Origin of the sequence: Pedobacter sp. WC2423, assembly GCF_040822065.1 — a bacterium.
GTDB lineage: Bacteria > Bacteroidota > Bacteroidia > Sphingobacteriales > Sphingobacteriaceae > Pedobacter.
Genome location: NZ_CP162005.1, coordinates 2,811,736 through 2,825,459 on the forward strand (window position 1 = coordinate 2,811,736; position 13,724 = coordinate 2,825,459).

5 protein-coding genes are annotated in these 13,724 nt (G+C 41.8%); 3 read left to right on the forward strand and 2 right to left on the reverse strand.

Translation table 11 applies throughout. The features are described from left to right. Positions 1-4 precede the first annotated feature (4 nt). Positions 5-1,246 (reverse strand): Pycsar system effector family protein, encoded by a 1,242-nt coding sequence (locus AB3G38_RS11385; RefSeq protein WP_367868585.1) that lies wholly within the window; start codon positions 1,244-1,246, stop codon positions 5-7. Between the two features lie 25 nt (positions 1,247-1,271). Then, entirely contained in the window at positions 1,272-1,859 is a 588-nt protein-coding gene (locus AB3G38_RS11390) for a TetR/AcrR family transcriptional regulator (RefSeq protein ID WP_367868586.1), read from the reverse strand. 463 nt (positions 1,860-2,322) lie between these two features. On the opposite strand from AB3G38_RS11390, the gene AB3G38_RS11395 reads away from it, so the two are divergent. The 3 genes from AB3G38_RS11395 to AB3G38_RS11405 are packed head-to-tail and all read left to right on the forward strand — an operon-like array spanning position 2,323 to position 13,718. Continuing rightward, positions 2,323-3,114: an FkbM family methyltransferase gene (locus AB3G38_RS11395; protein WP_367868587.1), complete on the forward strand. Its 792-nt coding sequence runs from the start codon at positions 2,323-2,325 to the stop codon at positions 3,112-3,114. Further along, on the forward strand, positions 3,107-9,652 hold the full coding sequence (locus AB3G38_RS11400) for an amino acid adenylation domain-containing protein (protein ID WP_367868588.1): 6,546 nt from the start codon (positions 3,107-3,109) through the stop codon (positions 9,650-9,652). Before AB3G38_RS11395 ends, AB3G38_RS11400 begins: the two co-directional genes overlap by 8 nt. 1 nt (position 9,653) lies before the next feature. Continuing rightward, complete coding sequence (locus AB3G38_RS11405) at positions 9,654-13,718, forward strand: amino acid adenylation domain-containing protein (RefSeq protein WP_367868589.1); 4,065 nt, start codon at positions 9,654-9,656, stop codon at positions 13,716-13,718. The last annotated feature ends 6 nt before the right edge of the window (positions 13,719-13,724 follow it).

The following is a 13,724-nucleotide window of genomic DNA, read 5'->3' on the forward strand; positions in this document are numbered from 1 at the left end:
ATTTTTATAAAGCGACTATCGCACTGGCAATAACAAAGGCAAGAACCGAAGCAATGATACCGAACATAAACACATTATAGGCAATCCTCAGCAAACGGTATTTACGACCTAAAACTACACCCTGAGAATATAAATCACGGATTAAACTACCATAAAGGAAATCTCTGTCTTCCATCATTTTCTGCATTCCGTTCACATAATCAGGCAGTGCCATCCGGTAAAAATTACCAAAGAACAATAAGTTCACCTTTTTTTCTTCGATATCCTGTGGAGTAAAAGTTCCCGGGGGTACAGTAGGCCTGGTTGCCAGGATCGAGAAGACCATGGTTACCACACAAATAATCAACAAGATCAATGTCGGAATGATCAAATGAGGATTATCTTCCAGTTTACGCAGCAGTACACTTAAAGTAACTGACAAAATGATAGAATTGGTGGAGATCATGATATGCGCTTTATTATCTGCCATATCACTTAAACGCTGATGGTTACCAGAAGAAATCCGGAACATGGTTTCTATCCCTTTATCAGGACGGTCACTTTTCTCCTTTTTATCTTTATTTTTTTTCTCCGCTACTACTTCCGTATGTTTTTCTGAGCTAACCGGAGCAGCATCATGAAGAGCCTCTTCTTTGGCTTTTCCATGTTTGTCTTTAAACACTTTTTCTTTCAATTCGTTCAGGTTTGATTCTTTTTTTGCGGCCAGTAAATCCTGGCAATAATCGGTATGGTAATGGTGCATTTCGAAAAGGACAATGGTTTTTGCACGCCATTCTTCTTTATCGATAGCTCTTCCTATAAAGGCAATTGCTTCTTTACGGATCAGTTTATTTCGTTCCTTAAAATCTTCACTGCCCAGGTGAAAAAGATCGGCATCACACACAATCTCTTCTAACAATCCAACCGGATGCTGAGGCATTTTTGTAGCCAGAATACAATTGGTCACCAAACCCGTTAATTCTGGTTCCGCGCCCTTTGATTCCAGAAATTCCTTAGCCAGTGCTGCCCCGCGCTCTTCATGCTTTTCACAGTTGATCAGGTAACCAATATCGTGAAACCACGCGGCTACGCTGACTACAAAAAAATCATGATCTGACAATTGATAATGATTGGCTATTTTAACTACAGCTTTAACCACCTGCTCAGTATGCAGCAAGTTATGGTAAGTTAATCTCTCGTCTTTATTAATGTGAAACAAGTTTGAGACATGCGCTCTGACCTGATCTAGTATATCCAGGTAATTCATCTTATAAATATGGAGGTTTAAATTCTTAATTCCCAATACCTTCAATGAGCATATCTACCAGCTCATCAAAATATTCATGGGATTGTACTGCTGAAGGATTAATGGAAAGCGGAAAGTGCAGGCCTCTGAAAGCAACAATCAGTACAAAAGACATCTTATGAATACTTTCAGCAGAAAGATCTTTGAATTCACCACTCTGTGTCCCTCCCAAAATAATTTCACTGATCATACCCAGCTGCATCTGTTCATATTTTAAACGAAGGGGCAGCAACATCCTCCTGGATTCAATCATATCTACAAAAATCACTTGATAAAGACTGCGGAATTCCAGGATAGCTGTACTTTGAAAATTCAGAAAAGCCTTCAGTTTATCTTTCGCAGAAAGTACCCCGTTTACTGTTTCGCGCAAATTCTTAATCACTGCTTTCATCTCATCTTTAACCACGGCAGCGAAGATTTCATTTTTACCGGGGAAATAATAATAAAGCGTACTTTTCCCTTTTCCGGCTGCCGCAGAGATATCTTCTATAGTGGTCTTTTTTAATCCGAACTTCCCAAACAAAGATTTGGCAGCAATTAAGATCTCACTAATTACGATTTCATCTTTATCCATAAGCATTGTTTCAATAGGTTCTGCTGAACAAGTCTGCTAAATTTCAGACCGCTTTCCGAATTCCAAAAGTATTGAATTTAACTGGGGAAAATAATACCCTGATGAATAAAAAGAAACCCTTTCGTCCCTGAATACAGACCAGATCAAATGGTAACAAAATAATGACAATTTGTTTTAAACCGAAACAGCAACAAGTTATTCCGGACTGGTTTTTCCAATCCTCAGAACAGGAACGATCTTTGTTCATTATTCTTTAAACACCAAAAATAAAAGAATGCTTAATTTAGCAGCTCAACCAAAATTTGAAGTCATATTTAATAATGCAACAAATAAGTTCAATAACCCATAGCAGAAACAGGCTGATTGTATTTAAATAATTAAGAGAATTTCACCTGATTTTCCTTATATTAAGATCATACCAGTCAGCACGTAATTTTAACGCAAAATCAACCGCATTCTTAGGATGGCAACTCAATTTATCAAAAGAATGCTTGGCATTCATCATCAATCGAACGTACAACCATTGAAAAACTTAAGCTACTTCGGCTCTCCAAGACATGGATATATGGTCCCTGATCACTTTTTAGGATCACATTCCATCTGTTACTGTGTGGGTGCCGGCGAAGACATCTCTTTCGATACAGAGCTTAAAATAACTTTCGACGCCAGGGTTTACATTTTTGATCCCTCCCCTTATGGTATTAACCATTTTAATGAAGTTAAAGATTATGTGAATCATGGAACACCCCTTACACTGGATAAAACCCTTGCTCCTTACGTTTATAAGATCAGCAGTAAACAATTTTCCGAAATAGAATTTATTCCGGTTGGTCTTTGGGACGAGAAAAAAACATTGAAATTCTATGATCCTGAAAGAGAGAACTATTCCTCTCATTCCGCCATTTTATTTACGGAATCAAAGAATTTTATTGAGGCACCTGTTGATCGTTTAAGTAATCTCATGAAAGCGCTGCATCATGAGCACATAGACCTGCTCAAAATAGAGATAGAAGGTGCTGAGTATAAAGTGATTGACACAATTATTGAAGATAAGCTAAATGTTAAAGCTATTTTGGTGGAATTCGACGAAATTTACAACACAAAGGATAAATCATTCCATTTCAGAATCAAAAGAAGCTGTGATAAATTAAGGAAAGCCGGTTATGTACTGGCACATTCCACGGTTGCAATGAAACGCCTGTTTATCAGGAAAGACATATATGATCAGTTAAAAAAATCAGAAATTAATGCATAACATTACTAAACAGGATTTTATTGATTTGGGAGCTGTTCCTTCTGTTTATTCTCTTTTTGAGGATACGGCAAAGCATTTCCCAGAACTTACTGCGCTTTCTTTCGGGCAGGAGCAGCTCTCTTATGACATACTCTTACAAAGAGTCACTGACTTAAGTGCAAAAATCACTGAATTAACCAATGAAGAGCTTATTGGCTTAAGTACAACCCGGTCTGCCGATATGATTATCGCCATACTCGCCATACTGAAGTCCGGGAAAGCCTATCTTCCTTTAGATCCCGCTTATCCGCAACAAAGATTACAGCAGATCATTACTGATTCGGGAATTAAAACCTGTATTTGTCCACTGGAAGAGCAGGAAATTTTTGGTTCTGCATTAAATATTATTGCACATCACACTGCTTTTATACCACAGCATCAGGAGAAAGAACTGCACGTTACGCAAAATCCCAATGCTTATGTACTGTATACATCAGGTTCTACAGGCACGCCTAAAGGAGTTTACATGACACAGGCTGCCCTGGTCAATCTTATTTTATGGCAGCAAAAGAATTCAATAACAGGTCCGGGCAGTAAAACCTTACAATTTGCACCGATCACCTTTGATGTGTCTTTTCAGGAAATATTCTGCACATTAACTACAGGGGCAACTTTAGTCCTTATTCAGGATGATTTAAGACTCGATCCTGTTAACCTGCTTAATTTCATCAGCGAAGCTGCTATAGACCGGATTTTCCTTCCTTTTGTAGCCCTGCAATTTTTAGCTGAAGCTGCTACCGGTAATCAACAATATCCTGCACATTTAAAAGAAATCATGACTGCTGGTGAGCAATTGAAAATCACTCCGCAAGTCAGAGAATTCTTTGAAGGATTAAATAACTGTGTACTTTTTAACCAGTACGGACCTACAGAATGTCATGTAGTTACTGAACTTAAACTAACCGGAGCACCTGCCAGCTGGCCATTACTGCCAAATATTGGCCGGCCGGTCTCCAATACAAGTATTTACATTTTAGACCAGGACAAAAATCTGCTGCAGGCAGGAGAAACCGGAGAATTGGCAATTGCAGGAAGCAGCCTTGCCGAAGGTTATCTGAACAGGCCGGAGTTAACCGCAGAAAAATTCGTCCGGATTCCTGTAAATGGTACGCAAACCCGGGTTTATCTGACCGGCGACCTTGCCCGTTATGAAAATGATGGCACTATTGAGTTCCTGGGAAGAAAGGACGATCAGGTTAAAATCAGAGGTTACAGAATTGAATTGGGTGAAATTGAAGTTATCCTCAACCAGATCAAAGGTATCAGACAAGCTGTAGTTACCGCTAAAGCGGATTTAAGTGGCCAGTACAGGTTACTTGCCTATCTGGTTGCCGATCCTGAAAACAGAAATACAAGTCTGATCAGGCAGGAACTTGAAACACAATTGCCTGAATATATGATCCCTTCCGCTTTAATCTGGATGGAAGATCTGCCCAAAACAACCAGCGGTAAAGTAGACAAGAAAAACCTTCCTTTACCCGAACGTAAAAGACCTGAGTTAGCCGTACTTTATAGTCCGGCCAGGACTCCACTGGAAAAAAGAATTGCTGCAATCTGGGCCCGCGTACTGGAAATAGACCAGATCGGGATCAATGATAATTTCTTTGAACTGGGTGGGAACTCCCTTTTAGCTTTAAAAACAGTTTCTTCTTTAAGAACTGAATATCATATCGAACTGCCCATTACTAAACTTTATCAATTCCCGCAAATCAGCGGGCTCGTTAAATATCTTGATGCGGCATCAGCAGTGCCAAAAAAACAAAGAGAACGGATTTCAGATCCGGGACAGCCTGTTGCAATTATTGGCATGGCTGGTAAATTTCCAGGTGCGGATACCATAGAAGAATTGTGGGAAGTATTACGCCATGGGAAAGAAACGATAACTTTCTTTAAAGACCTTGATTCTTCTATTCCCGATGAGCTCAGAAATGATCCGCAATATGTAAAAGCGAGAGGTATTTTAAATGGGGCTGATTTGTTTGATCCTGCATTTTTCGGGATCAATCCTAAGCTTGCCGAACTCATGGATCCCCAGCAAAGGATATTCCTGGAGATCAGCAGAGATGTACTGGAAAAATCAGGACATTTACCTGCAGTTTATGATGGACTGATCGGCGTATTTGCAGGCTCCGGAAATAACAGTTATTTCCAGCATAATGTAGCAGGAAATACCGACCTGATTAACCAGGTTGGAAGCTTCCAGGTCATGACGGTCAATGAAAAAGATTATATCTCTTCCCGCACAGCCTATGAACTGGACTTGAAAGGCCCTGCAGTAAGTGTTTTCTCTGCTTGCTCTACTTCGCTGCTTGCGGTAACCCAGGCAGTAGAAAGTTTGCGGAAAAACCAATGTGATGTCGCAATTGCTGGCGGGGCAAGTATTACTTCGCCTATCCATAGCGGACATATCTACCAGGAAGGCGCCATGTTAAGCCGCGATGGCCATTGTCGTTCTTTTGATGCAGAGGCTACCGGAACAGTATTCAGTGACGGGGCAGGAGTTGTCCTTTTAAAAACACTGGCTGCTGCTTTACAAGACGGAGATACCATTTACGGACTCATTAAAGGTGTTGGTGTCAACAATGACGGAGGCACTAAAGGGAGTTTTACTGCCCCAAGTACCGATGGACAAGCTGCTGCAATTGCAATGGCTATTGCGGATGCCAGTATTGATCCTGCTACAATTTCTTATGTGGAAACACATGGAACAGCTACCCCATTAGGTGATCCGATTGAAATTGAAGGGTTGAAACAGGCTTTCGGAGCGCAGACTGCCCAGCAATTTTGTGCCATAGGCTCTATTAAAAGCAACATGGGCCATATGACTGCTGCTGCTGGTGTGGCCGGTCTGATCAAAACAACCCTTGCTTTATATTATAAGCAGATCCCTCCTTCTATCAATTTTGAGAAGCCCAATCCGGATATACTATTTGCCGGTTCGCCATTTTATGTCAACACACATTTAAAACCCTGGGATACGGCTCAAATCAGAAGAGCAGGTGTAAGTTCTTTTGGTGTCGGAGGAACAAATGTTCACGTCATTGTAGAAGAACATGACCATTTAAAAGCATTGAATGAAGATCAGGGCCGGTTAAAAAACCTGTTTACCTGGTCAGCTAAATCAGCGGACAGCTTACAAGCTTATGAATCGGTTTTAAAAACATACCTTCATACACAAGCTGAACTTAACCATGCTGACGTTGCTTATACCCTGCAAACCACAAGAGCAGATTTCTTACAGCGCAGTTTTTTTGTTGCTGGTACTACAGAGGATTTAACAGCAGAAAATAAGGTATCTACGGCTATTGTTAAAACACTGCCCGGCGAAACGGTATTTCTATTTCCTGGTCAGGGTGCACAGTACCCTGGAATGGGCGTTGAACTCTATAAAAACGAACCTGTTTATCAAGCAGCCATTGATGAATGTGCATCGATTTTAATGGCTTATCTGGATCAGGATATCAGGCAGCTGATTTACGCAGCAGCTGATGACCTGCAAGCTGGCATACTGTTAAACAACACAAAATACACACAACCTGCTTTATTTATCACTTCTTATGCCATTGCCCGTTTGTGGATGAGCTGGGGAATACAGCCTTCTATCCTTTGCGGACATAGTATTGGAGAATACGTTGCTGCACATTTAGCAGGGGTTTTCACTTTAGAAGATGGTCTTAAACTTATTGCTTCCCGTGGTGCAATGGTCAGCGAATTACCAGAAGGAAGTATGTTAAGTGTCAGGGCTTCTGCTTTGGAAATTGAGCAATTCCTTCCGGAAACTTTAGCTATTGCAGCAATAAACAGCCCTAAATTATGTGTTGTTGCCGGAAAAAATGAAGATATTGATGCCTTTCAGCTTAATCTTGATGAAAAGCTGATCTTACATAAAAGATTACTAACCAGCCATGCTTTTCACTCTGCGATGATGGATCCTATCCTCAAAGACTTTAGTGAAATTGTAAGTCAGGTCAAATTAAACAGACCACAAAAACCAATTGTTTCTACAGTTACGGGTGATTTCCTGACCGATGCACAAGCACAGAACCCTGGTTACTGGACAGAACATTTAAGAAAAACAGTTCGTTTTTCTCCAGCCATGGATACCATACTGGCACTGGATCACCCGGTATTGATTGAAGCAGGTCCGGGAAATACCTGTACCACGCTGGCCTGGCAGCATGAAGCGAAAACTACCTTTACTGCAATTGCCAGTCTGGATAAAAAAGAGGCCGCAGGTTCTTATGATGCGATTTTAACTGCTTTGGGAAAAACCTGGTTAGCAGGATTAACCCCAGACTGGAAAGCATTCTACCACAACCAGCACAGGCGGAGCATTGAGCTGCCTGCTTACCGTTATCATAAAAAAAGATACTGGGCAGAACCTAAAAACAAGATCAGACAAAACACACTAACCAATACTCACCAAATCACTACAAATCCCCTGACTGCCATGAGGAAAGATACACTGATTGAAAAGATCAAACACTTACTGGAAAATGCCTCTGGAATTGAAATGGATGGTGTTACCCCAGATAGAAGTTTTATTGAGATCGGACTGGATTCATTGCTGCTGACACAGGTCGCAATTACCTTTAAAAAAGAATTCTCTCTGCCGGTCAGCTTCAGACAACTGAATGAAGAATATTCAACTATTGATGCACTTGCTTCTTATATAGCTAAAAATACGGCACAGGAACCAGCTCCCGCAGCCACACCCGTTTCACCTGACTATAACCAGGCTGTGAACAGGTCTGCTGCTTTTGCCCCTGCCGACACTGCTCTTGGATTAATCGCCCAGCAGTTACAGTTATTGACTAAACAGGTGGAATTGATGAGTGGATCTGCGCCTTCGGTTTACCGTGATGCGGTTTCTTCTGCACCCATACGAACACCAGACACCACAACAACAGCTATTTCTGCGGAGGAGTTAATAGAAATTAAAAAACCATTTGGGGCTACTGCAAGAATTGAAAAAAGTTCAGCTGCTTTAACGCCTGAACAAAAAGAATTCTTAACGCAATTAACCCAGCGTTACAATCAAAAAACTGCTGCCAGTAAAGCTTATACACAAAAACACAGGGCTCATATGGCAGATCCCCGTGTGGTATCCGGATTTAAACCTTATACCAAAGAAATCGTTTATTCTATTGTCGCCAATAAATCTCTTGGAAGCCATTTATGGGATATTGATGGAAATGAATACATCGATGCTTTGAATGGCTTTGGCTCAAACTTATTGGGTTATCAGCACCCTGTATTGAAAAGTGCAATTCTCGAACAGGTAGAAAAAGGATATGAAATAGGTCCGCAGCATGAGCTTGCCGGTGAGGTCAGCCAGCTGATTTGTGAATTTACTGGTTTTGACCGTGCTGCCCTATGTAATACTGGCTCTGAGGCTGTTTTAGGAGCAATGAGAATTGCCAGAACAGTGACCGGGCGTTCTTTAATCGTTTCCTTTTCGGGCTCTTACCATGGAATTAACGATGAAGTTATTATCAGGGGAACTAAAAAATTAAAAAGCTTTCCGGCAGCTCCGGGCATTATGCCCGAGGCTGTACAAAATATGCTGGTCCTGGATTATGGGACTGAAGAATCATTAAATATCATCAGAGAAAGAGCACATGAAATTGCTGCGGTTCTGGTAGAGCCTGTACAAAGCAGAAGACCAGAATTTCAGCCGGTTGACTTTCTGAAAGAAATCAGGGAAATTACGCTGAAATCTGAAACAGTACTGATCTTTGATGAAGTAATTACTGGTTTCCGTGCTCATCAGGGTGGCGCACAGGCCATATTTGGCATTCAGGCTGACCTGGGTACTTATGGAAAAGTAATTGGCGGAGGTTTACCTATCGGAGCTATCGCCGGAAAAAAACAATTCATGGATGCACTGGATGGTGGCTTCTGGTCTTATGGTGACGCCTCCTATCCGGAAGCAGGAGTTACTTATTTTGCCGGAACCTTTGTCAGACACCCGCTGGCACTGGCGGCTGGTAAAGCCAGTCTGGAATATATGAAAGCAAAAGGTCATGAATTCCAGCTCAAATTAAATAACAATACCACTTATCTGGCCGGCTTATTAAATGAGATCATTGAGGAATTGAACCTGCCGCTGTTTGCTGCTCATTTTGGTTCTTTGTGGAAGCTCAAATTTACAACAGAATATCCATACAGTGAGCTGCTATTTACCTTGATGCGGTATAAAGGGATTCATATCTGGGATGGTTTTCCTTGTTTTGTGACCGAAGCGCATACACTGGATGAGATCAATCAGATTGCAGCAAAATTCAAAGAAAGTGCAAGTGAATTAATTAAAGCCGGGTTGATCCCCTTAAATGAATCTCCGTCTTTAACAGAAGCAGGCCGTTCCAATGGAATCTCCGTACTTCAACCGCCTGTTCCAGGTGCAAGACTAGGAAGAGATCAATCAGGAAATCCTGCCTGGTTTATCACCGATCCGGAAAATCCGGAAAAATATCTTCAGGTAGAGTCAAATAGTTAAAATGAGCGTACGTAAACAAAACATAACCTACAAACAAGTTGATTTTGACCCTTTTATAGCTGGAGAAATCATTCGTACTGCACCATCAACGGAGCCTCAGATAGAAATCTGGACTTCTTGTATGCTGGGTGGGAATGATGCGAGCAGAGCTTATAACGAATCTGTTTCACTCCGTCTGAAAGGAAATATTGAGCCTGAATTATTAAAAGATACGATCAAAAGAGTAGCACAGCGTCATGAGGCCTTAAGGTCTGCTTTTAGCAGAGACGGTGCGACTATCCTTATTTTTGACCAGGTAAAAGATGAACTGGTCTACACAGATTTATCTGCATTGAGCTCAGCGCAGCAGGAACAGGAGATCAGACAATACGTAAATGGTGACGCCTTGTTCCTGTTTGATCTCTTAAATGGCCCGCTGTTTAAAACCGGTCTGCAAAAGCTTTCCGATCAGGAATACCATTTCACTTTTACAGGACATCATATCATCTGTGATGGCTGGTCACTGGGAATAATTTTGCAGGACATCAGTAAAATCTATACTGCACTGGTCAAAAAGGCCAATCCCGATTTAGCGAAAGTGACCTCCTTAACTGATTTTGCCTATGAGCAGCTGGCTTTCTCCGGGAGTGCAGCGCGCAAAGCAAATGAACAGTTCTGGCTCAGCCAGTATGAACAGCAGATCCCGGTACTGGATGTACCCACTGATCATGAACGTCCGCAACTCAGGACCTTTAAAAGTAACCGGTTAGATTTCCACGTTTCCCAACAACTGATCCATGCACTGAAAGCAACCGGAAAAGCTGAAGGAAGCAGCCTGGTGATCACTTTCCTGGCTGCATTTGAAGTTTTCCTGCACCTGTTAACCGGGCAGAGAGACATTGTTGTCGGTTTACCGGCTTCCGGACAATCCGTTACCGGGCATTATAACCTGGTAGGACATTGTGTAAACTTCCTGCCTGTCAGAAGTTATCCGAATAAAAACTACAGTTTCAAAGAATACCTGAAGCTCAGAAAATCAGCTGTACTGGATGCTTTCGATCATCAGCAGATTACCTGGGGTAATCTGCTGAAAAACCTGAAGATTGCAAGAGACCCTTCCAGGATCCCCCTGGCTCCTGTTGTTTTCAATGTAGACATGGGTTTAGATGACGGCGTTTCTTTTGATAACCTTGATTATCAATTGATCAGTAACCCAAGGGCTTTTGAAAGCTTTGAACTGTTCATCAATGCCAGCGGCTCAGAAAATTCTTTTGTACTGGAATGGTCTTATAATACGCAGTTATTTGAACAGCAGACCATCCAGCAAATGATGGCTGGTTTTGAAAACATTTTAAAGTTTATCACCACACATCCTGAGCAGAAACTCAAAGCATTAGTTCAGCAGGATAATCCATATTTTCTTTCAGCCCCCGTATTTAAAAGAAGTACGGCTATTGCAGCAGTAACCACGACCGATTTCAGCGCAGAAATTGCTGCTTTGAAAGCGTTCACCGTCCAGGGTTTATTTGAAAAAGCGGCAGCCATTTTTAAAGATCAGACTGCGATTACTTTTCAGGATGAATCTATCAGCTACAGCAACCTGGATATCAGGGCTGATAACCTGAGCAGGGCTATCCTGAACCGTGCACCCAACGAAGAAATCATCGGGATCAGCACTACCCGCGGCATTAACATGATTGTTGCTATCCTTGCGATTCTTAAAGCAGGAAAAGCTTATCTGCCGCTTGACCCTAATTATCCCGAAATCAGGCTGAGCCAGATTATCAATGACTCAAATCTCCATTTTTGTATTGCCGGAGCTGTAGAAAACAAGTTCTTTCAACAACTGGATTTACAAACGATAGACTTTGACCTCACCTATAGTCTGCCCGTACAAAACAGCAAACAGCAGAACCCGAACGGGTATGTTTTATATACTTCAGGCTCTACCGGAAAACCTAAGGGCGTTTATATGACACAGCTTGCCCTGGTCAATTTAATCCAGTGGCAAATGATCAATTCAATTGCCGGCGCCGGAAGTATAACCCTGCAATTTGCACCTTTAACTTTTGATGTATCCTTTCAGGAAATATTCTGCACGCTTTGTGCTGGCGGACAATTGATCCTGATTGATGATGTGCTCCGGTTAAATCCTGATAACCTGCTCGATAAGATTGAATTAAAAAAAATCAACAGGATTTATCTGCCTTTTGTGGCCTTACAATTCCTGGCCGAAACCGCAGCCAGCATGGGTAAATTCCCCAAAGCTTTAAAAGAAGTGATGACTGCCGGCGAGCAATTAAAAATTACCCCGCAGATCGAACAATTTTTCCGGGCTGTTCCGGGCTGTATACTTTACAATCAATACGGCCCTACTGAATGTCATGTAGTTACGCAGTTGAAATTAACAGGAAACCCATCAAAATGGCCGGCTTTACCTCATATAGGAAGCCCGGTTTCCAATACGGCCATTCATATTACTACAGAAAATCTGGAAATACTGGCTCCCGGAGAAATCGGGGAATTGTGTATCTCTGGTGCCAGCCTTGCTGCCGGTTATTTAAACAAGCCGGAACTGACTGCCGAAAAATTTGTCATTTTAACTTTATCTGACGGAAAACAGGTACGTGCTTACCGTACAGGAGATTTAGCCAGGATTTTACCCGATGGGAATATTGAGTTCCTTGGTCGTAATGATGATCAGGTTAAAATAAGGGGTTACCGGATTGAGCTTGGAGAAGTAGAAGCAGTATTAAACCGTATTCCGGGGATTGCACAAGTTGTGGTAACCGCGAAGGAAGATCATAACGGACGCAAAAGGCTGGTTGCTTATTTAGCTTCTGCCACCGGAAATCAGGATACCGCTTTTGTAAGGAATGAGATACAGAGCAGATTACCCGCTTTTATGATCCCTTCTGTATTTGTCTGGGTTTTGGAATTTCCAAGAACCAGCAGCGGTAAAATAGACAAGAAATTATTGCCTGCACCTGACCATCTGCATGCTGGTGATTTCAGCAAATATACCGCGCCGCAGACTCCAACTGAAACCACCATCGTCAAACTATGGGAAGAATTACTCGATGTTAAAGAGATTGGTATTGACGATAATTTCTTTGAACTGGGCGGACATTCACTCATCGCCATTCAGTTCATGATCCATATAGAAAAAGTCAATGGACATGGTTTGCCGCTGGCTACATTATTTGAATATCCGACCATCCGGACTTTAGGTAAATTACTGGACGGACAGAACAAGCCCACTACTTATACTTCATTGGTTCCCATTAAACCATCGGGAACAAAAACCCCGATATATATTGTTCATGGAGGCGGGTATAATGTCCTTAACTTTAGTGGCATCGGACTCCATGTAGACCAGGAACAACCAGTGTTTGGCATTCAGGCACAAGGATTGGATGGCGTGGAAGAACCTATGGACAACATGGAAGACATTGCCCGTTATTATATCGAAAGCATACTGGCCCAGAATCCACACGGTCCATATGCCCTTGCAGGATATTCTTTTGGAGGTTATGTGGTGATCGAAATGGCCAGACAATTAAGAGAACTGGGACATGAGATTAAAATGCTGGGTATTTTTGATACCAATGCAAAAAACCTGGACTTCCACGGAAATAATTTCTCCGTTTTTAAAGAAAGAGTAAAGAAACAGCTGCCAAAATTCTGGTGGATCATCACTTCATTCCTGAAGGACCCTAAAGCAACAGTTAACTATCAAAGACATATCATCACCACCAGGTTAAAGGAAATCTTTGGCGGCCAGCACCAAACCGAAGCAGAAGCAGAATCAGGAGGAATATATGAGATCATGAGGCGGATTGACAAGAAGTATGATATTGCTTACCAGGCTTATAAACTGGCGCCTTTCGAAGAGAAAATACATTTGTTCAGAGCGACCGATAATGTTTACTTTGTGGAAGATTTCAAATACCTCGGATGGCAGAAATATGCCTTGAAAGGAGTAGAAGTACATGATGTCCCCGGAGATCATAAAACAATGCTGCTGGCTCCTAACGATAAAGAATTTGCAAGGACTTTACAGCAGGTATTAGATAGTGTCTCTTAAATTTTG

Coding starts and splice junctions, on each gene's coding strand:
- AB3G38_RS11405 (WP_367868589.1), top strand. CDS start 9,654: ATGAGCGTACGTAAACAAAACATAACCTACAAACAAGTTGATTTTGAC.
- AB3G38_RS11385 (WP_367868585.1), bottom strand. CDS start 1,246: ATGAATTACCTGGATATACTAGATCAGGTCAGAGCGCATGTCTCAAAC.
- AB3G38_RS11400 (WP_367868588.1), top strand. CDS start 3,107: ATGCATAACATTACTAAACAGGATTTTATTGATTTGGGAGCTGTTCCT.
- AB3G38_RS11390 (WP_367868586.1), bottom strand. CDS start 1,859: ATGGATAAAGATGAAATCGTAATTAGTGAGATCTTAATTGCTGCCAAA.
- AB3G38_RS11395 (WP_367868587.1), top strand. CDS start 2,323: ATGGCAACTCAATTTATCAAAAGAATGCTTGGCATTCATCATCAATCG.